The organism is Streptomyces sp. NPDC052079, from assembly GCF_040680275.1.
GTDB lineage: Bacteria > Actinomycetota > Actinomycetes > Streptomycetales > Streptomycetaceae > Streptomyces.
In genome coordinates, this window is sequence record NZ_JBFAWL010000003.1 from 79,045 (window position 1) to 99,191 (window position 20,147).

The 20,147-nt window shown below is 73.5% G+C and carries 16 protein-coding genes and 2 pseudogenes; 9 read left to right on the forward strand and 9 right to left on the reverse strand.

What is annotated here, in order from left to right:
- Positions 1 to 2: 2 nt before the first annotated feature.
- From AB0L56_RS07705 to AB0L56_RS07720, 4 genes are all read right to left on the reverse strand, one after another.
- The gene (locus tag AB0L56_RS07705) at positions 3 to 1,679 is read right to left on the reverse strand and encodes a protein kinase (RefSeq protein ID WP_365420114.1); all 1,677 of its coding nucleotides are present in this window, start codon (positions 1,677 to 1,679) and stop codon (positions 3 to 5) included.
- Between the two features lie 9 nt (positions 1,680 to 1,688).
- Positions 1,689 to 3,188 carry a nickel transporter gene (locus tag AB0L56_RS07710; RefSeq protein WP_365420117.1) on the reverse strand — a complete coding sequence of 500 codons (1,500 nt, stop codon included), beginning with the start codon at positions 3,186 to 3,188 and terminating at the stop codon, positions 1,689 to 1,691.
- On the reverse strand, positions 3,185 to 5,005 hold the full coding sequence (locus tag AB0L56_RS07715; RefSeq protein ID WP_365420120.1) for a hypothetical protein: 1,821 nt from the start codon (positions 5,003 to 5,005) through the stop codon (positions 3,185 to 3,187). The genes AB0L56_RS07710 and AB0L56_RS07715 overlap by 4 nt, the downstream gene beginning before the upstream one ends.
- An 86-nt stretch (positions 5,006 to 5,091) precedes the next feature.
- A complete protein-coding gene (locus AB0L56_RS07720) occupies positions 5,092 to 6,624 on the reverse strand; it encodes a DUF4331 domain-containing protein (protein ID WP_365420123.1) in 1,533 nt (510 codons plus the stop codon).
- Between the two features lie 246 nt (positions 6,625 to 6,870).
- On the opposite strand from AB0L56_RS07720, the gene AB0L56_RS07725 reads away from it, so the two are divergent.
- From AB0L56_RS07725 to AB0L56_RS07735, 3 genes are all read left to right on the forward strand, one after another.
- On the forward strand, positions 6,871 to 7,413 hold the full coding sequence (locus AB0L56_RS07725) for a sigma-70 family RNA polymerase sigma factor (RefSeq protein WP_365420125.1): 543 nt from the start codon (positions 6,871 to 6,873) through the stop codon (positions 7,411 to 7,413).
- Positions 7,410 to 8,228: an anti-sigma factor gene (locus AB0L56_RS07730; protein ID WP_365420128.1), complete on the forward strand. Its 819-nt coding sequence runs from the start codon at positions 7,410 to 7,412 to the stop codon at positions 8,226 to 8,228. The genes AB0L56_RS07725 and AB0L56_RS07730 overlap by 4 nt, the downstream gene beginning before the upstream one ends.
- A 126-nt stretch (positions 8,229 to 8,354) precedes the next feature.
- Positions 8,355 to 8,630 (forward strand): hypothetical protein, encoded by a 276-nt coding sequence (locus AB0L56_RS07735; protein ID WP_361032951.1) that lies wholly within the window; start codon positions 8,355 to 8,357, stop codon positions 8,628 to 8,630.
- Between the two features lie 178 nt (positions 8,631 to 8,808).
- Here the strand turns inward: AB0L56_RS07735 and AB0L56_RS07740 are convergent.
- From AB0L56_RS07740 to hmgA, 5 genes and pseudogenes are all read right to left on the reverse strand, one after another.
- Positions 8,809 to 9,219, reverse strand: a pseudogene (locus AB0L56_RS07740) (ABC transporter permease); the annotation flags it as partial.
- Between the two features lies 1 nt (position 9,220).
- Positions 9,221 to 9,523 (reverse strand): annotated as a pseudogene (locus AB0L56_RS07745) (ATP-binding cassette domain-containing protein); the annotation flags it as partial.
- Between the two features lie 172 nt (positions 9,524 to 9,695).
- The gene (locus AB0L56_RS07750) at positions 9,696 to 10,895 is read right to left on the reverse strand and encodes a type ISP restriction/modification enzyme (protein WP_365420133.1); all 1,200 of its coding nucleotides are present in this window, start codon (positions 10,893 to 10,895) and stop codon (positions 9,696 to 9,698) included.
- A 25-nt stretch (positions 10,896 to 10,920) separates the two neighbouring features.
- On the reverse strand, positions 10,921 to 11,670 hold the full coding sequence (locus tag AB0L56_RS07755; protein ID WP_365420136.1) for a GntR family transcriptional regulator: 750 nt from the start codon (positions 11,668 to 11,670) through the stop codon (positions 10,921 to 10,923).
- Positions 11,671 to 11,697: 27 nt separating this feature from the next.
- Positions 11,698 to 13,056 (reverse strand): homogentisate 1,2-dioxygenase, encoded by a 1,359-nt coding sequence (hmgA, locus tag AB0L56_RS07760; protein ID WP_365420139.1) that lies wholly within the window; start codon positions 13,054 to 13,056, stop codon positions 11,698 to 11,700.
- A gap of 176 nt (positions 13,057 to 13,232) precedes the next feature.
- Here hmgA and AB0L56_RS07765 point away from each other — a divergent pair, with 176 nt between their 5' ends.
- The 6 genes from AB0L56_RS07765 (at position 13,233) to AB0L56_RS07790 (ending at position 20,143) form a co-directional block, all read left to right on the forward strand.
- Positions 13,233 to 13,844 carry a hypothetical protein gene (locus tag AB0L56_RS07765; protein ID WP_365420142.1) on the forward strand — a complete coding sequence of 204 codons (612 nt, stop codon included), beginning with the start codon at positions 13,233 to 13,235 and terminating at the stop codon, positions 13,842 to 13,844.
- Positions 13,844 to 14,461 (forward strand): TetR/AcrR family transcriptional regulator, encoded by a 618-nt coding sequence (locus tag AB0L56_RS07770; RefSeq protein ID WP_365420666.1) that lies wholly within the window; start codon positions 13,844 to 13,846, stop codon positions 14,459 to 14,461. Before AB0L56_RS07765 ends, AB0L56_RS07770 begins: the two co-directional genes overlap by 1 nt.
- A gap of 92 nt (positions 14,462 to 14,553) precedes the next feature.
- Positions 14,554 to 16,818 carry a molybdopterin oxidoreductase family protein gene (locus AB0L56_RS07775; protein WP_365420144.1) on the forward strand — a complete coding sequence of 755 codons (2,265 nt, stop codon included), beginning with the start codon at positions 14,554 to 14,556 and terminating at the stop codon, positions 16,816 to 16,818.
- Between the two features lie 79 nt (positions 16,819 to 16,897).
- Complete coding sequence (locus AB0L56_RS07780) at positions 16,898 to 17,101, forward strand: hypothetical protein (protein ID WP_365420147.1); 204 nt, start codon at positions 16,898 to 16,900, stop codon at positions 17,099 to 17,101.
- A 209-nt stretch (positions 17,102 to 17,310) separates the two neighbouring features.
- Positions 17,311 to 18,654: an ABC transporter ATP-binding protein gene (locus AB0L56_RS07785; RefSeq protein WP_365420150.1), complete on the forward strand. Its 1,344-nt coding sequence runs from the start codon at positions 17,311 to 17,313 to the stop codon at positions 18,652 to 18,654.
- A 100-nt stretch (positions 18,655 to 18,754) separates the two neighbouring features.
- A complete protein-coding gene (locus AB0L56_RS07790) occupies positions 18,755 to 20,143 on the forward strand; it encodes an aldehyde dehydrogenase family protein (protein ID WP_365420153.1) in 1,389 nt (462 codons plus the stop codon).
- The last annotated feature ends 4 nt before the right edge of the window (positions 20,144 to 20,147 follow it).

The window sequence follows — 20,147 nt, forward strand, 5'->3', positions numbered from 1 at the left end:
CGTCAGGAGCCGCCGTCCGGACCGGAAGAAGAAGCGGAGGCCCCGCCCGTCGGGGTCTCCGTCTCACACGTCACCGAGAACGGCACCGTCCCGGACGTGGTGTGCACCGGCTCCCGGACCTCCACACCGATCCTGCTCCGGAACGTCCCGCTCTCCGAGTACGCCGTCACCGTCACCGTGTCCTGCTTCGAGCGCCCGCCCCCTTCGGCGAACGAAAGGGTCCGCCAGCCCGGATCGGCCACCGAGCCGTCCTCGGCGACCCAGCGGTAGGACACCTCGGCGGGCAGCCGTCCCACCGTGAATGTCGCCGTGAACGCGGGCGCCTGTGCGCCCGGCGGCGGACAGCCGCCGGAGTACTCCGTGCGCTCGCCGGTCACCGTCACCTTCACCGTCTGCGGCGGGGGAGTGCTCTGCTGCTCCTTCTCCTCGTCATCGTCCTCACTCGCGCTGGGGGACGGGGGCGGATCCTGCGTCCGCGGCGTCCCGCCTGCGCTCTCCTTGTCCTCGTCGCCGGTCCGCGCGGACGAACTGGCCCCAGCGCCGCCGTTCTTGGCCTCCGGAGCGTCGTCCCCGCGGTTCAGTAGCGCATACGTCATCCCGGCCAGCGCCAGGGCCAGCACGACCGCGCCCACGATCAGGACGACGGCGCTGCGCCGGTCACGCCCCGACCGGGTGACCGCGGTGGTCGCCGTGGGCGCTGTCGAGGCGTTCGCCGTGGGAGCGGGCGAGGGTGTCTCCGGGTGCGGCCGCGGAAGCGCGGCCTCCGTCGGCGCGTACGCCACCGAACGCGCCGTGTCCGCGCGGGGCGTGCCCCCCGCGCCGATGATCCGCAGCTCCTCCTGTGCCCGCTCGGCCGGCAGCCGCTCGGCCGGGTCCTTGCGCAACAGCCCCTCGATGACCGGGGCGAGCGGACCCGCCCGGCGTGGCGGCGGCAGCTCCTCGTCCACGATTGCCCGCAGCGTGCTGAGCGGGGTGTCCTGCCGGAAGGGCGACGCGCCCTCGACCGCCGCGTACAGCAGCACGCCGAGCGACCACAGATCCGACTCGGGCCCCGGCGTGCGTCCCAGCGCCCGCTCCGGCGCCAGGAATTCGGGCGATCCGACGACCTCCCCCGTCATGGTCAGCGCGGAGCTGCCCTCGACCATGGCGATCCCGAAGTCGGTGAGCACGACCCGCCCGTCGTTCGCGATCAGGACGTTGGCGGGTTTCACATCCCGGTGCAGCACCCCGGCGCCGTGCGCCGCCCGCAGCGCGGTGAGCACCTCCGCGCCGATGTGCGCGGCCCGCGCCGGCGGCAGCGGACCCTCCGCCTCCAGCACCTCGGCGAGCGAGAGGCCCCGGACCAGCTCCATGACGATCCATGGACGCCCGTCCGCGGTCGCCACGTCGTACACCGTCACCACGGTGCGGTCCGCGATCCGGGCCGCCGCCCACGCCTCCCGCTCCAGCCGGGCGTACAGCCGCTCGACGTCGGACGCCGGCAGCCCGGCCGGGGCGCGCACCTCCTTGACGGCGACCTCGCGGTGCAGCACCTCGTCGCGGGCCCGCCACACCGTCCCCATACCGCCCTCGCCCAGCGGCGACAGCAGCCGGTACCGGCCCGCGATCACCCGCTCACTGCCCGGTTCTTCGGACACGGCGCCCCCCTTGGCATCCGGGCGAATTCTCCCTTTCCTCATGAAAGTAGCTCAGCCGAGCGCGGATGCCGCCCCCCTGAACACCAATCCGGCTCCCAGCGCCAGGACGACGAACGCCGATCCGAGAGGCGCACCGCGGCGCACCAGCACCGCCCAGGGCGCGGCCGTCCAGCGGGGGCGCCGGTCCAGCAGCCGGGTCATGCCGCTGCCCGCCTTGACGACCGCGTACCCGGCCGCGGTCAGGGTCAGGGCCAGCCCGACGCCGTAGGCGACGACCAGCAGCAGCCCGAACCAGGCCTGGCCGAGCGCGGCGGCGCCGACCAGCACCACCACGGCGGACGGGCTGGGCACCAGCCCTCCGGCGAACCCGAGCAGGATCGTGCCGCGCAGGGTGGGGGCCGTGGGATGGGTGTGGGTGCGGCCGCCGTGGCTGTGCTCGATGTGGCCGTGCGGGTGCGGGTGTTCGTGGTCGTGCGTGTGGTCGTGGGTGTGCGGGTGTTCATGGTCGTGCGCGGGGCCGCGGTTGCGCAGGGCGCGGCGTACGAGGCCGGCGCCGGCCAGGGTGACGAGGACGCCGCTGGCGATGCCCAGCCAGGCGATCACCGAGGGCGCCGCCGCGGAACCGGCCGTGACCAGCAGTCCCAGGGCGACCACACCGAGGGTGTGGGTGACCGTGACCGAGGCGGCCATGGGCAGGACGTCGCGCAGTCGTGCCCTGCCCCCGCGCGCCGCGGCCGTCGCGGCCATAAGGGTCTTGCCGTGGCCCGGCGCGAGCGCGTGCATCGCGCCCAGTCCTACGGCGATCAGCAGGGCCAGCGCGGCGAAGCCCGCCGTGAGATCGCGCCGGGCGACGAGATCGTCCAGGGCGCGCGTCCAGCGGTCCGCCCCGCGCGGCAGCACGGCCGAGGCGGGAGCGTCGGCCTCTTCCCCGGTCAGGGCGGGCCCGCCGGGGCGGACGCGCAGGGCCGCGGACCTGGTGTCGGCAGGGGAGGAGAGCAACTCCTCCGGGTACCGGGTCAGTTCGCGGGACAGTGAGGAGGCGGGCACGTCCGAGGCGGTGAGCGTCATACGGTCGCCCCGCGCGGTGATCTCCCGCCAGCCCGGCCCGGACGCCACGCCCGCCGCCCGGAAGCGCACGTCCACAGTGTCGCCGTCCGGGAGGGGCGCGGTCAGCCCGCACTCCACGCGCAGGGTGTCGAGCCCCGCCTGACCGGGCCGCACACGCGCGCGGGCGTCGCGTACGGTCAGCGGCACCGCGCGCCCGGCCACCCGTACCTCGCTGTCCCGCGCGGCTGTGGCACAGCGCTTCCGGGCCCATCCGTCCCGGCCCAGCCGGTCGATGTCCGGCCCGGCCTGCGTGGCCGGGATCTCGGCGAGGTCCTCGATATGGCGGACGCGCAGTTCACCGGGCGCGGCCACCAGCCCGTCGTAGCGGTTCACGGTGAAGTTGCCGAGCGGATGCGCGCTCGCCGCCGTGGCCGGCACCAGCGCGAGCGCACCGGCGGCAGTGAGGACGGTGGCACCGGCGGCGAGGGAACGGCGGAGGGTCAACGTGCCGCCTCCAGTTCCTTCAGCGCGGCCCGCGCGGCACGGGCGCCCAGCGGCGAGAACTCCGGGTTCAGCTCCAGCGCGGCGGTGAGGGAGTCACGGGCGGCGCGGTCGTCTCCGGCGGCCTTCTCGATCATGCCCCGGTGGTAGAGGAAGACAGCGTTGCGGTAGCCGGTGGCGGTGGCGCGCCGGGCGTACCGGAGGGCCTCCCCGTCACGGCCGTTGACGTGCAGGGCCCAGGCTAGGGCGTCCGCGGTGTGCACACTGTGCCGGCGGTCCCACTCCGCGCGGGCCGCGCGCAGCGCCTCCTCGGCGTCCCCATGGTCCGCGGCGGCCAGCGCGGTGTCGAGGTCGGCGTCGACACCGCCGGCACGGGCCAGCGCGGTCCAGGCGTCCACGAGGGCGTACTGTTCGCGTGCCTTCGCGCGGTCGCCGTCGGCGCCGCGCGCCTCGTACAGCTCGCCCAGGGCGACCAGCGGACCGGGCAGCGGGGAACGGGCGACGACTCGCTCCAGTGTGGCGATAGCACCCGCGCGGTCCCCGGTCGCGGCCTGTGCGCGGGCCCGGCCCTCCAGGGCGGGCAGATACGCGTCGTCGGCGGCGAGCGCCCGCGCGTAGTGCGTGAGCGCCGTCCCGTGGTCGCCCCGGTTCCAGGCCAGCTGCCCCAGTGCGGTCGCGACATACGCCACGTCCGCGGGCGTGGCCGCGCTGTCGAGGGCGTGCTTTAGCACCTTCCGCGCGGTGCGCACGTCGCCCCGCAGCTCCCTCACGTACGCGTACCGCGTGAACACGGGAACCCCCGGCCGCCTGCGGTCGGCGGTGGTGGCGGCCTCGGCGGCCTCGTCGTACCGGCCCAGCTCGACCAGGGCGTCGATACGGGAGCACAGGGCGCGCTCGCTGTAGGGGTTGTGTTCCAGCGCCCGGTCGGCGAAGTCCAGGGCCCGGGTGAAGTCGTGCCGCGCGGCGGCGAGGGCGGCCCGGCCGGCGAGGGCGGGCTCGTTGTCCGGTGCGAGGGCGAGGGAACGCTCCAGCGCCCGCTCGGCCTGCGGGTAGCGCGAGGGGTCCCCGTGGGTCCGCGCCTGCTCGACGTAGGCGGTGCCCAGGGTGGCCCAGCCGCGGAAGTCACGCGGCTGGTCCCGCAGATGGGCCTGCAGGGACCGGACCCCGGCATCGAGGTCGCCCACGGTGAGCACACCGGCCGCGACCGCCGCCCCGGCCGCCGCGGTGCCGGTCCCGGCCCGCCCGCCGTCCCGGCCGCCTCCCACCGCGACGCTCCCCGCGGTCAGGGCGACGGCCAGCAGCACGGCACACGAGGCGGTGTGCAGCCCCCGCCCCCGCCGCGCGGCGGCGGCGAACCGCCGCAGCGCCGCGACCCGCCGTCCCCGGACGGCACCCGCCTCCGGGACGTCCGCCCGATCCCGGCCCGCGCCGCCCGGCCCTTGCCCGACGTGCCGTTCGCCCGCCGCGTCCGCGCCGTGGCCGGGGCTGTCCGCCGCGTGGCGGTGCGCGGTGCAGGAGGCGGGCCGCGCTGTGTGTGCCGGGTCCGGGAGGCGGGGAGCCGGCGGTGTGTCGTCGGCCCTCGCCCGAAGGCCGTTCGCCGGCTCGCCGTGCGCGTCCGCGCCACGGACGGCGGTCTCCCCGCCGTCCCCTCCCTGCCCCTGACGCGGTGTCGCCGCACGCGCCCGCCCGGGGGCGGCGGCCCCGGTCCGCTCTCCGTCCCCGCCGGGGCGTCCCGGTTCCGGCGACGTGTCGCCCGGGCCGGAAGCATCCGGTGCGGGCGGTACCGGGCCCTGCTCGTTGTCGTTCGTGCGCGGAGGCATGGCCTCTCCCTCGGAGTTCGACGGCGCGGCCCGTGCCGTGGGGGTGGGTGGGGACGGGCCGCGCCTGCTGGTGGGTGGGGGCGGGATCAGTACGCCCGGCCACGCATCCGGCGCCACCACATCAGCGCCACGCCGATCAGCAGCAGCCCACCGGCGCCCGCACCCGCCGACGCGGCGATCAGAGCCGTGTCGTCCGAGCCCTCCGCGCTCGCCGGGCTCAGCGCGTCACCGAGCTGGTTGCGTACGTCGTTGCCGCTGTCCACGCCCTTGCCGAGCGGGCCGCGCGACCCCTCCGTCGGGGTCGCCAGATACGGGAAGGACTTCCCGAACTCCTTGTCGTTGGCGTCCACCGCGTCGCCCAGGTCGTTCTTCGCATCGAGCAGTTCACCCTCGACGACCTGCAGTGCCGCGTCGATCACGTCGTCCGTGAGCCGCCGCCCGTTGGGGAAGCCGGCCTTGTCCCCGTCCAGGACACCCAGCCGCTTCGGCTCCGCGGCCGGCTCGATCGAGGTGTTGAGGCGCAGCATCTCCGACGGCGTCACATGCGGCGGCTGGTTGAGCCCTTCGACGCCCTTGAGGAAGACGTCGACGAGATCGTTGCGGGGCGTGGCGGGCGCCGGAATCTTGTAGATCCCCTCGATCAGCTTCGGCAGTTCCGGCTCGGTGACGTTCTTCAGGAACTGCGCGTCGTCCCACGGACCCGACGCGTTGAACGTGTCCTTGTCCTTCAGCGGGTTGACGACCTCGTTCACCAGCGGGTTGCCCAGCCGGGACACCTGGACGAAGTGCCCCTCGGCGTTCTTGCGCTGGGTCGTCGACCAGATCCCGACGATCGGCTGGTCGGCCGACTCGGTGATCATGTCCGTGGGGACCTGCAGCGCCAGGGAGTTGACGTTGTAGCCCTTGAGCGTGTCGTTGCCGACCTCCGAGAGGTTCCCGCCGTACAGCAGGTCGAAGACCCGCAGGTCCAGGAAGAACGGGTCGTCGGCCTGGCCGGCGAACGTCGTCGCGCCGCCCGCGAGTTCGTGCACCGCCTGTTTGCGCAGCGTGTCGTAGTCCGGCATGGACGCCTTGCCGACGTTCGACGGCGCGACCGGAACATCGTCCGCGATCTTCGTGCGGGACACCGCGTGCTGGTCCTTCAGCTTCAGCAGCTCGATGTCGTAGGTCTGCGTGATGTTGAGGTCCTGGTCGTCCAGGCTGGTGACCGGGCCCGTGTTGTAGAGGAACGTCTTGTCGTTCTTCGTGTGGGTCTTGAAGGTGTAGCGGAACAGCAACTCGCCCTGCGCGTCACCGTTGTTGTCGATGTGGATGTCGTACTGCGCGTCCTCGGCGAACGTGAAGAAGTTCGGACCGCCGGCCGGCTCCTCGAAGGGGATCCAGTTCGCGATGATCGTCGTCGTGTCCGGCTTGTCGGGGCTGACGAACGCGTACAGGTCCGTGTTGTCGAACTGCGGGGTGCCCGAGATCAGCGGGGCCTCCCGGTGGGAGGAGGCGGAGGCCGCCCCCGGTTCCAGCGTGGTCACGCCGGCGGCTGCGAGCCCCCCGGCGGCCAGCGCACCACAGATGAGGGTCGCGAGACTCCTGCGCCCCGCACCGGTCCTGGAATTAGGTGTCATGCCGTCCGTCCTCAGTGCCGACTTGCCCTTGACACACGGGGATTCGGAACACGCGGCGGGCCGGATTGGTCGAGTTTCCGGAAAGGTTCCCGGCCCCCTCCCTCCGGGGCCCCGCGCCCGTAGCATTTCTCGCTGCTGACCCGCGTTTTGGGCCCGGTGATCCGTACTTCCCATCCGGAGGCGCGCACGCTGCGAATGCCTCATGTGACCGGGCGGCCCCGCGGGGCCGGGAGAGGGGGATGCGCGTTGGAGGCGGACGAGCTGCTGGTGCTTGTGGCCGCGGGTGACCAGAAGGCCTTCGAGGACCTGTACGGGCTGGTCTCGGGGCCGGTGTACGGGCTGGTGCGGCGGGTGGTGCGGGACCCCGCGCAGTCCGAGGAGGTGGCCCAGGAGGTGCTGCTGGAACTCTGGCGCTCCGCCGCGCGGTTCGACCCCGGCCGGGGCAGCGCCCTGTCCTGGGTGCTCACCCTCGCCCACCGCCGCGCCGTCGACCGGGTGCGCAGCGTCCGCGCGGCCGGCGAGCGCGAGCAGCGCGAGGCCCGGCGCGGCCACGGCCCCGCCTTCGACCAGGTCGCCGAGGAGGTCGAGGCGGGGCTCGAACGGGAGTGGGTGCGCCGCTGCCTGGACCGCCTCACCGCACTCCAGCGCCAGTCGGTCACCCTCGCCTACTACGACGGCTACACCTACCGGGAGGTGGCCGAGCGGCTGTCGCTGCCGCTGGGCACGGTCAAGACCCGGATGCGCGACGGCCTCACCCGCCTGCGCGACTGCCTGGGAGGTGTGGCATGAGCCTGTTCGGCCGACTGACGTCCCGCGGCGACCTGCACTCGCTGGCCGCCCCGTACGCTCTGGACGCGCTGGAGCCCGCCGAGCGGGTCCGCTTCGAGAAGCATCTGAAATCCTGCGGCAGCTGCGCCGCCGAAGTGCGCGATCTCGCCGAGGACGCCGTCCGCCTCGCCTGGTCCACGGCGGCTCCGGCGCCCCCCGCGATGCGGGACCGGGTGCTGGCCGCTGTGCGCACCACCGCGCAGGAGCCCGCGCCGCAGGACCCGGCACGCGCGCGTGCGCCGCAACTGCCCCCGCACGTCTGGGGCACCGCACCGCCGCCGCGCCCCCGGGAGCGGCGCCGGTCACCGCTGTTCGTGCCGTTCGCGACGGCCACCGCCGCCGCGGCGCTCGTCGTCGCCTCCCTGTTTGCCGTCCAGGCGGACCGGACCCAGGACCGGCTCGACGCCGAGCGCGACCGGGCACGTGAGATCGCCCACGTGCTCGCCGCCCCGGACGCGCGCGCCGGCAGCGGCCGGGACCCGGACGGCCGCACGATCGGAGTGATCGCGTCCGCTTCGACGCGCAGCGCGGTTGTCACTCTCGGCGGGTACGACGACCCCCCGAACGGACGTGTGCGTCAGCTCTGGCTCATGGGCGCGGGGGAGCGGCCGCTTTCCCTGGGGCTCTTCGAGGGCGACACGCCCTTGGTCGCCTCCGGCCTCGACACCTCGGCGACATCACTCGCCGTGACCGTCGAGCCCGACGGCGGGTCGCCGCAGCCGACCGGTAAGCCCATTGCGCAACTCGCCCTGAAAACGGTCGGATTCGGAGAGTAACCGTCGCGGATTCGTCAACAGCCTTATGGGGAAGGTGAATCCTGTGACCTCGATACACGAGTGCCCATACGGGACGATAGGGTTACCCTGCCCGGGCCGGGTGGACTCGTACGGGTGGGGAGTGACATGGAACAGATAACAGTGCGCAGCAGGGCCAGGGTCCCTGCGATCACCTGCGGGAGCAGCGCGAGCAGTTCGCGCCTCGACCGCCATCTCTCAGTCCTGGCGGGACCGGCCGTTCCGCAGCGCGAGACGGCCGAGGCGACCACGCTGATGCGTGAGCTGACCGCGCATGACACCGCGCACAGCCGTGACGCCAGGGGCGCGCGGGCCCGGACGAGCCGCGTCAAGCTCTTCGCCCCGCTGCGCCGACTGCGCCGCTCCCTGTTCGGCAGCCGGTAGCGCCCGCGCCGGACGGCCCCCGCCGTCCCGGCGCAGCGCCCCGCCCCGTCCGTCATCCCCGCGGGCACCGAAGGGCACTCGGCGCACCAGCGAACCCAGCACGTCCCCTTGCCGGCGTCCCCCGGTCCCACCCGGCCGGGATCCGGGGTCCGCCGGCCTCTCCCCTCCGCCCCGCGCGTCACCGCTTGCCGTGCGCGTACTCCCGCACCGCTAGCGGCACGAACACCGCGAGCAGCACCGCGCACCAGGCCAGCGACCCCGCGACGGGATGCGCCACCGGCCAGGCCGCCCCCTCCGGTACCGGGGCGTTGCCGAAGAGATCCCGCAGCGCCGTCGCCACCGCGCTGATCGGATTCCACTCCGCCACCGCGCGCAGCCCGCCGGGGAGTCCCTCGGCCGGAATGTACGCGCTGGACAGCAGCGGCAGCAGGAAGGTCACCCCGCCCAGCTGACCGGCCGCCTCCTCGTTCCGGGTGAGCAGCCCCAGGAAGATCCCGGCCCACACGCACGCGAACCGGAACAGCAGCATCAGCGCCACGGCGCCCACCGCGGCCGGCGCACCGCCCTCCACGCGCCAGCCGACCGCCAGCCAGCACCTCGGGACGGCGGATCAGGCTCGCCGCCAGGTCCAGCCGCCGGCGCATACCGCCGGACCAGCCGGACGCCGGCCGGTCCGCCGCCTCCGTCAGCCCGAACCGGTCGAGCAGCTCGGCGGCCCGCGCGGCCGCCCCGTCCACCCGGTGCAACCGGGCGAACAGCCGCAGGTTCTCGCGCCCGGTGAGATCCCCGTCGATCGAGGTCTCCTGTCCGGTGACGCCGATCCTGCGCAGCCCGAGCGGGCCCCAGGGATGGACGGCATCCGTCCCTCCGATTCGACGCGCGCCGGCCCCCGGGACCGGAACCCCAGCCCGTCCGGCGTTTGAGGACGAGGGCCGTTCAGGGCCGAAACGGGGGTCCGGGGGCCTGCCCCCGGGGACGGGATGGGAAGGGGCGGCGGGGGCGAGGAAACCCTGCGGCGAGCCCGCCAACACCGACGGAAACGGTGGCGCGGCGCGAACGCTGCTCTCAGAGCAGCGCGAGTTGGCCCTCCGGGCCCTCCTCGTGGGGGTCCAGGACCGAGGCCGGGCGGCGCGCGGCGGGCGGGACCGGGAGCACACCGGCCTCGTGCAGTTCGGCCGGGGTGACAGGGCGGGGAAGCTCCTGATCCCTCAACGCCGCCTGCTGCGGCCGGAGTTCGGCCAGCAGGGCGAGGACCGTGATGAGTTCCAGGAGCTCCGAGGTCCAGGCCTGGGGCCAGGTGACCGGACGGATCGCGGCCAGCGTGCCCGGCTCGCCCGGCTCCGTACGGGCCGCGAACCACTGCTCCAGCACCCGGACACCGCCGGCCTCGAAGTCCCAGGCCTCGGGCGGCACGGGGGAGATACGGCCCTCGTCGAGCAGCAGCGCCTCCTCGTCCCGGTCATAGCGCACGGTCAACGGCCGGGAGGGCAGCGGCGCACGGACGTACGGCCGGCGTCCGCCCGGCAGTTTGGGCCGTTCCCCGTCCCGCCGCATCAGCCACAGCATCCTGCGGCCCACCGTCACACCCCGCTCCCAGGCATCCGCGTCCCCGGTGAGCGGCACCGCGAGGCCCGCCGACGTCGGCCGGGCCACGGCCGTAGTCCAGGCGAGGACGTCCACGGAGGAGGGGGCGCGGCCGAGCCGGGCGGCGAGGTGCCCCGTCAGGCCCGGGGCCAGATTGGGCTCGACGGCCCCCGGCCGGCGGTACAGCGGACGGACGCGCCCCGCGCGGAGCACGGGCAGCAAAGAGGTGGCGAGCAAGGGCGGACCGGCGTCCGTGTCGACGGCACCGCCCCGGCCCCCGCCCGCCTCCACGACGAACACCTGCCGCTCGTCCGCCACCCGCCACAACTCCGGCCGGGCCGCGTCGATCAGCCGCTGATCGGGGATGAGCCACTGCTCGTCGAACGGGGCGTAGAGCACCCGTACCGGCTCGGCGCACGGGCCAGACGCGCGGGCCAGCCGCTCCGTGCCGCCGTCCCGCCCCGGCAGCCGGCCGACCGCCGACTGCGGGGTCCGGGAACGCGTCGACCGGAACAGGGCCTCGCGGTCCGCTCCCGTGGTCTTCACCAGGGCGTCCCAACGGGCCTTCAGGGACGCCGCGTCGGGGGCCGCCGGCCACCCCCGACCGAGCCGCGGCGGTGCGACGGACCACGGCATGAGGTCCGCCAGCAGCGGAGCGTCGTCGTGCGTCACGCAGGGCATCGTACGGCCTGGGGCGAAGGCCGGATCAGGTGGCGTCGAGCGTCACCGTGAAGGAGAAGCGGTCGCCCCGGTAGTTGATGACGGCCACGTCCAGGGGCCGGCCGTCGGTGTCGTAGGTGATGCCCGTGTAGTGCAGGATCGGGCTGAGCAGCGGGACCTGGAGCAGGCGGGCCGTCTCCGGTTCGGCGAGCCGCGCCTCCACGGTGTCCGTGATCCGGCCGATGTCCGCGCCGACGACATCGCGCAGCACCTTGGTCATCGGCCACCGCACCAGGTCGTCCAGGTCGATGCGGGCGGCCAGTTCGGGGCGGACGTAGTTGCGGGCGTGGTTGGTCGGCTCGCCCGTCTTCTCGTCGCTGCGCAGCCGGTGGTAGGCCGCCGTCTCGGTCAGGTCGGGGAAGTACTCGGCGACCTCGGCCGGCACCGGCGCCGGACCGTACTCCAGCAGCTCGGTGGTCATGCCGCTCTGCTGGGCCACGATCGCGTCCACCGAGCCCAGCAGCCGCACCGGGGAGCCCCGCCGGGCGCCGGGCTCGATGAAGGTCCCGCGCCGGCGGTGGCGGGTGATGAGCCCCTCGTCCTCCAGCTCCTTCAGCGCCTGCCGCATGGTCAGCACGCTCACCCCGTAGTGCCCGGCCAGTTGTTCCTCGGTGGGCAGGCGGAGGGGGTCCTGGGGTGAGCGGCCGAGGATCGAGGCGCGCAGTGACTGCGACACCTGATACCAGAGAGGCAACTTGCGGTTCAGGACGATCGAATCCGGAGCGAAGGAGGTCACGGGCTATCCGTACCGGTCAAAGAACGTTCAGTGCAACGGCGGGAAGTGACGCTCGAGCCCCTGCCACACGTCGTCGTAGCCCTGCTGCAGATGCTCCGCGCGTGCCGCCTGGGGGGTCAGCGACACCGGCCAGCGCGTCTCGAACATGAAGGCCAGACCGTCGTCGATCTTCTGCGGCCGCAGCTCCGCGGCGCTCGCCTTGTCGAAGGTCTCCCGGTCCGGTCCGTGCGCCGACATCATGTTGTGCAGCGAGCCCCCGCCCGGCACGAAGCCCTCCGCCTTCGCGTCGTACGCGCCCTCGATCAGGCCCATGTACTCGCTCATCACGTTGCGGTGGAAGTACGGCGGGCGGAAGGTGTCCTCGCCCACCAGCCAGCGCGGGGCGAAGACCACGAAGTCCACCCCGGCCAGTCCAGGCGTGTCGCTCGGAGAGGTCAGCACCGTGAAGATCGACGGGTCCGGATGGTCGTACGAGATGGTCCCCATCACATTGAACCGGCGCAGATCGTAGGCGTACGGCACATGGTTGCCGTGCCAGGCCACGACATCCAGCGGGGAGTGGTCATAGGTGGCCGACCAGAGGTTGCCGCAGAACTTGTTCACCACCTCCACCGGGCGCTCGACGTCCTCGAACGCCGCGACGGGCGCCCGGAAGTCCCGGGCGTTGGCAAGCCCGTTGGCGCCGATGGGGCCGAGATCGGGCAGCCGGAACGGCGCGCCATAGTTCTCGCACACATATCCGCGGGCGGACTCGTCCAGGAGATCCACACGGAACCGCACCCCACGAGGGATCAGCGCGATGTGTCCCGGCTCCACATGCAGCAGCCCGAACTCCGTGCGCAGCAGCAGTCCGCCCTGCTCGGGGACGATCAGCAGCTCACCGTCGGCGTCGCTGAACACGCGGTCCATCGAAGCGGTGGCGTGGTACAGGTGCACGGCCATTCCGGTGCGCTGGGTGACATCGCCGTTCCCGCCCAGGGTCCACAGGCCCGCCAGGAAGTCGGTGTCCTCGGACGGTTCGGGCAGCGGGTTCCAGCGCAGCCGGTTGGGGTCGGGGACCGTCTGGGTGAAGGGCGCGGTGCGCAGCGCCCCGTTGCCCATGCGGGTGAAGGCGGGGTGGGCGGCCGACGGGCGGATCCGGTACAGCCAGGAGCGGCGGTTCTCCGCCCGCGGCTCGGTGAACGCCGAACCGCTCAGCTGCTCCGCGTACAGGCCGAGCGGTGCGCGCTGCGGCGAGTTGCGGCCCACGGGCAGGGCGCTCGGGATCGCCTCGGAGCTGTGCTCGTTGCCGAAGCCGGAGAGATGCTCCAGCCCTTCGGCCACCTTGCGCGCTGCCTCGCGCTCGCTCTCTCCTTCTCCCGCGCGGGCGGTGCCCCCATCGGTCATGTTCGCTGCTCCCTTGCTCTCCGATTCCTATGGGACACCGTAGGATTGCGTTTTCCGGGGCGCAAGAGGGCGCGTGATCCCTCTTCCGTGTCGGTTCGCCCCTCCTCTTGTCGGAGGACACGAACCCGACTTCAGGGGGATCCGCGGCCTCGCACCGGTGTTCTACGCTCCCCGGCATGACGTGGAGGCGGAGCATCGTTACCGCGCTCGCGGTCTGTGTCGCCCTGCCGGCCGGAGTCGCGGGCTGCGACTCCCGTGCCGCCCAGGGGCAGGACGAGGTGTCGGCCTCGCCCGTCGGCCGGCTCCTCGAGGAGCGGGACGCGGACGGGCGCCCCTACCGCGAGGTCAACGGGGAGAACGCGCCCGAGGTCGGTGTCGAGGTCGCGCCCGACGGCGACGGCGGCTGGGACGTGCGGCTGCGCGTGCGCAACTTCCGGTTCTCACCGGACGGGGCGAGCGAACGGGCGGTGGCCGGCCGCGGAATGGCCCGCCTCGAGGTGAACGGCCGCCGCGTCGCCCTGCTGCGCACCCCCGAGTACCACCTTCCCGACAGCTTCGTGCCGCGCGGCACGCACCAGATCACCGCCCGCCTGTACGCCGACGACGGCTCGGTGTGGACCGTGGACGGCGAGCCCGTCGAGAGCACCGCCGACATCACCGTGTCGCAGGAGGAGCCGAGCGCGGAGCCCATCACCGGGGCGGGTGTCCCCGGCGGACCGGGCCGCGCCGGGGGCGGCCGGGACCGTAGCGGAGGGCGAGGTTCACCGGACGGTACCGAGCAGGCATGATGAAGCCCGTGCCCCACGCGACCTCGCTCCGCAGAGCGCCCGTGCAGCGGCGCAGCGCCGAACGGCTGGCCAGAATCCTCGACGCCTGCGCCGAACTCCTCGACGAGGCCGGGTACGACGACCTCAGTACCCGGGCCGTCGCCGAGCGGGCAGGCGTGCCCATCGGCTCCGTCTACCGCTTCTTCGGCAACAAGCGCCAGATGGCCGACGCCCTGGCCCAGCGCAACCTGGAACGCTTCACCGAACGGGTCGGCCGGCGCCTCGAAGCCACCGGTGACCGGGGCTGGCGGCACGCCATGGACGTCGTGCTCGACGCCTATCTGGACATGAAGCGCACCGCTCCGGGCTTCTCCCTGGTGGACTTCGGCAACCAGATACCGGTCGGCACCCGCCGGACCGAACCCAACCACCGCGTCGCCGACCGCCTCACCGATCTGCTCTCCGCCTATCTGGACCGCGAGGCCGACGAGGACCTGAGCCGCACCGTCCTCATCGCCGTCGAGACCGCCGACGCCCTCGTCCACCTGGCGTTCCGGATGGCGCCCGGCGGGGACGAGAGGGTCATCGGCGAACTGCGCGGGATGCTGCGCGCCTATCTGGCCCAGGTGCTGGACTAAGCCCGGCCCGCACTATCCCCCTCCCCACCATGCGTACCGGTCGGTATGCTCGGCTCGTCCGTGCGCCATCGCCGCCGTACCCGGGAGGACCCGTGTCCCGCACCGCCCTTCGCATCTGTCCGCTGTGCGAGGCCACCTGCGGCCTGACGCTCACCATCGACGACGGCCGGGTCACCGGCGCCCGCGGCGACCGCGAGGACGTGTTCAGCAAGGGCTTCATCTGCCCCAAGGGCGCCGCCTTCGGCGCCGTCGACTCCGACCCCGACCGGCTGCGCGCCCCGCTCGTCCGCGTCGACGGAGAGCTGCGCGAGACCACCTGGGAGGCGGCGTTCGACGCCGTGGCCGCCGGGATACGGCCCGTCGCCGAGCGATACGGACCGCATGCCGTCGGCGTCGTCCTGGGCAACCCCAACGTCCACACCATGGCCGGCGCCCTCTACCCGCCCCTGCTCATCGGCGGGCTCGGCACCCGCAGCCTGTTCACCGCCTCCACCGTCGACCAGATGCCCAAGCACGTCTCGAGCGGACTGCTCTTCGGCGACCCCAACCTCATCCCCGTGCCCGACCTCGACCGCACCGACCACCTCCTGATGATCGGCGCCAACCCGCTCGAGTCCAACGGCAGTCTGTGCACCGCCCCCGACTTCCCCGGCCGGCTGAAGGCGCTCAAGGCCCGCGGCGGCACCCTCACCGTCATCGACCCCCGCCGCACCCGCACCGCCCGCCTCGCCGACCGCCACCTCGCCATCCGCCCCGGCACCGACGCGCTGCTCCTCGCGGCGATGGCGCACACCCTGCTCGACGAGGGCCTCGCCGACCTCGGCGAGCGGGCGCCGCACATCCAGGGCCAGGACGAACTCGCCGCCGCCCTGGCCGACTTCACGCCCGAGGCGGTGGCCGCCGCCTGCGACATCGACGCCGCCGTCATCCGCACCCTCGCCCGCGAACTCGCCGCCGCCCCCACCGCCGCCGTCTACGGCCGCATCGGCAGCTGCACCGTCCCGCACGGCACCCTTGCCAGCTGGCTCGTCGACGTCCTCAATATCCTCACCGGCAACCTCGACCGCCCCGGCGGCGCCCTCTTCCCGCAGGCCGCAACCGACAGGACACCGCGCCCCGCCGGACCCGGCCGCGGCTTCGCCCTCGGCCGCTGGCACTCACGGGTGCGCCGACACCCCGAGGCCAAGGGCGAACTCCCGCTGTCCGCCCTCGCCGAGGAGATCGACACCCCCACCGACGAGGGCCGGCCGGTACGCGCCCTCGTCGTCGTCGCCGCCAACCCGGTGCTCTCCGCCCCGGACGGCGACCGGCTCGACAAGGCGCTCGGCTCGCTCGACTTCATGGTGAGCGTCGACCCGTACCTCAACGAGACCTCACGCCACGCCGACGTTATCCTCCCCCCGCCCCCGCCCGCGCAGAGCCCGCACCACGACTTCGCCTTCAACACCCTCGCCGTACACAATCAGGTCCGCTACACCCGCGCGGCCGTCCCCCTGGAGCCCGGCCGCATGGCCGAGACCGAGATCCTCGCCCGGCTGGTCCTCGCCGCCACCGGCATGCACGGCGCCGACCCCGCCGCCGTGGACGCCCTGGTGATCGACCGGACCCTCGGCAAGGCCGTCCAGGACCCGCACTCCCCGGTGCACGGCCGCGACCCCAAGGAACTGGCCGCCCTGCTCACCGGCGACAACGGCCCCGAACGGCGCCTCGACATGATGCTGCGCCTCGGCCCCTACGGCGACGGCTTCGGCGCCGACCCGGACGGCCTCACCCTCGACAAACTGCTCGCCCACCCGCACGGCATCGACCTCGGCCCCCTGCGCCCCCGGCTGCCCCAGCCGCTGAAGACCCGCAGCGGCAAGGTCGAGCTGCTGCCGGAACCGATCGCCGCCGACCTCCCCCGGCTGCGCGCCGCCCTGGACGAAGGCCCCGACGGGCTCGTCCTCGTCGGCCGACGCCATCTGCGCTCCAACAACAGCTGGATGCACAACGTGCCCGCCCTGACCGGCGGCTCCAACCGCTGCACCCTCCACCTCCACCCCGACGACGCCGAACGCCTCGGCATACGGGACGGGCAGCCGGTACGTGTCAAGGGAGCCGGGGGCGAGGTGACCGCCCCGGCGGAGGTCACCGACGCCGTCCGCCCGGGCGTGGTGAGCCTGCCGCACGGCTGGGGGCACGACCGCCCCGGCACCCGCACGCGACATGCCGCGGCGGACCCCGGGGCCAACGTCAACCAGCTCCTCGACGGCAGCCTCCTCGACCCGCTGTCGGGCAACGCCGTGCTCAACGGAGTGCCCGTCGAAGTGGCCCCGCTGACCGCCGCCGTGACCGAAACGTCCGACGCTCTGACCTGAGCAAAGCTGCGACCGGGAGCGCCCGCGCACTGACAGGATGGCCGGGCCACACCTCTGTACGCCCACAAGGAGGAACCCCATGCTGATAGCCGTCCTGTCCGGTGTGCTCCTGGTCGTCATCGGCGGATGCGTCTGCGTCGTCTGGGCGGCGCGGGGCGGCCCGCGCTGGACGCACCGCGTGGCCAAGGCGACGCTGATGGCCGGCGAGGTGCTCCGGGTGACCCGTCCGCGCGGGGGCGGGCGGGGATCGTCGACGAACGCCTCCGACGGCGGGGAAGGCTGACGCGCGGCCCCGCGGGGACGCTCCGCCGTAGGCACTGAATCCCGGAGTCCGCTTTCTCACGGATCGGATGAAGCGCCGAGATCCCGTCCCGCATCTTCCCCCCGCCGCCTACTTTCCGTTAGCTTCCGTGACGCACACGTCCCGTACGACCCGCACGAGGCGTTCGACCGCGGAGCAACAGCGCCGTGATGACCCCCCGGGGGCCCCTCATGACACGCGCCATCACCCTGCACGATGTGAGCAAGGCATACACGCGAGGCATCCGCGTGGTGGACCGGCTGTCGCTGGACATCGCGCCGGGGGAGTTCCTCGTCCTGCTCGGTCCCTCCGGCTGCGGCAAGTCCACCGTGCTGAGGATGATCGCCGGACTGGAGGAGATCGACGAGGGCTCGCTGTTCCTCGACGGCGAGTACGGCAACGAACTGCCCCCGTCCGCCCGGGACATGGCGATGGTGTTCCAGAACTTCGCCCTGTACCCCCGCATGACCAGCCGCGACAACATCGGTTTCCCGCTGCGCATCGAGGCGCCCGGCACCGACCCGGCCCCGCGGGTGGACGCCACCGCCCGCATGCTCGGCATCGAGGACCTCCTCGACCGCTTCCCCGCCCAGCTCTCCGGCGGTGAACGCCAGCGGGTCGCCATGGGCCGGGCCATCGCCCGCCACCCCTCCGCCTTCCTCATGGACGAGCCGCTGTCCAACCTCGACGCCAAGCTCCGCAACCGTCTGCGCGCCGAGATCTCCCAGCTCACCCGCGAACTGGGCGTCACCACCGTCTATGTCACCCACGACCAGTCCGAGGCGATGTCGCTCGGCGACCGGGTGGCCGTGCTGCGCGGGGGCGTCCTGCAGCAGGTCGGCACCCCGCGAGAGGTGTACTCGCTGCCGAACAACGTCTTCGTCGCCGCGTTCATCGGCACCCCGCGCATCAATCTGCTGCGCGGTCTGGTGCGCGCCCCGCTGGACGGGGCGATGACCATCAGCCTGGGCAAACAGTTCCTGCGACTGCCCGAACCACTCTCCCTGGACCATCAGTTGCTGCGGGTCCAGCAGGGCCGTGAGGTCATCGTGGGGCTGCGCTCGGAGGCCGTCCGGATCGCCAAACCGTCCGCCGCCCGGACCGGTGAGGTGGCGCTCACCGGCCTGGTGGAGCACCTGGAGTTCCAGGGCCACGAGGTGCTCGTCCACTTCAACACCGGTTCCAGTCCCGCCGTGGTGCCCGAACTGGAGGCCCCCCGTCCGAGCCCCGGGCGCCAGGTGCGGCGCCGCCGCCGCGAGCAGGGCACGGTCCTGGAGCGACTGCGGGATCGGGCGGGGGCGCTGCGCGTCGGGTCCGTCGCCACGCTGGAGGAGCCCGTACGTCCGGACCGGGCGCCCACCTACGTCGAACCCCGTGTCCCCGGTGACCTCATCGTCCGCACCACCCCGGACATCCGGCTCCAACACGGCATGCAGGTACCGCTCCTGGTCGACCTCGCCCACCTGTTCGTCTTCGACCAGCACGGCGAACGGATCTGCCCGAACCCGGACCGGCTGCCCGACCTGGAAGAGTGACCGCACCCGTTTCCCCCTGGCGCCGAAAAACTATCATCGCTAGTTTGGGGGCCGGACGCGTGAGCAGCCGTCCCCCGACGCCCGCCCCGGAGGAAGCGCGATGAAGGCATACGACGGCATGTACATCGACGGCGCCTGGCGCCCGGCCGCCGGCCCGGACGTGATCGAAGTGGTGAACCCGGCCGACGAGGAGGTGATCGCCACCGTCCCCGCCGGCACCGCGGAGGACGTCGACGCCGCCGTGCGGGCCGCCCGCGCCGCCCTCCCGGCCTGGGCCGCCACCCCGCCCGCGGAGCGCGCCGCCCGCCTCGCCGCCCTCCGGGACGTGCTGGCCGCCCGGCAGGAGGAGATCGCCCGGACGGTGACCGCCGAACTCGGCGCGCCCCCGAAGTTCTCGGCGACCGTCCACGCGGGCGTACCGATCGCGGTCGCGGGCTCGTACGCCGAGCTGGCGGCGACGTACGCCTTCGAGGAGCGGGTGGGCAATTCGACGGTCCTGCACGAACCGGTCGGTGTGGTCGGCGCGATCACCCCCTGGAACTACCCCCTCCACCAGATCGTCGCCAAGGCCGCCCCCGCCCTCGCGGCCGGCTGCACCCTCGTCGTCAAGCCCGCCGAGAACACCCCGCTGGTCGCCCGGCTCTTCGCGGAGGCCGTGCATGAGGCCGGGGTCCCGGCGGGCGTGGTCAACCTCGTCACCGGGCTCGGTCCGGTGGCCGGCCAGGCCCTCGCCGAGCATCCGGACGTCGATCTGGTCTCCTTCACCGGCTCGACCGACGTGGGCCGCCGCATCGGCGCGATCGCCACCGGCATGGTGAAGAAGGTCGCCCTCGAGCTCGGCGGCAAGTCCGCCAACGTCGTCCTGCCGAGCGCCGACCTGGCCCGCGCGGTGAACGTCGGCGTCGCCAACGTGATGTCCAACTCCGGCCAGACCTGCAGCGCCTGGACCCGCATGCTGGTCCACCGCGACCAGTACGACGAGGCGGTGGAACTCGCCGCGGCCGCCGCCGCCAAGTACGGCGACCGCATCGGACCCGTGGTCAGCGCCAGGCAGCGGGACCGGGTGCGCGGCTACATCGAGAAGGGCCTCGCCGAGGGCGCCCGCCTGGCCGCGGGCGGCCCCGAGGCTCCGCGGGAGAAGGGCTTCTACGTCAGCCCCACCGTCTTCGCCGACGTCACCCCGGAGATGACCATCGCCCAGGAGGAGATCTTCGGACCCGTCCTGTCCGTCCTGCGCTACGACGACGAGGACGAGGCCCTGCGCATCGCCAACGGCACCGTCTACGGCCTCGCCGGTGCCGTCTGGGCCGGCGACGAGACGGAGGCGGTGGCCTTCGCCCGGCGCATGGACACCGGCCAGGTCGACATCAACGGCGGCACCTTCAACCCCCTCGCGCCCTTCGGCGGTTACAAGCAGTCGGGTGTGGGCCGCGAACTCGGCGCACACGGCCTGTCCGAGTACCTCCAGACCAAGTCCCTCCAGTTCTAGGAGA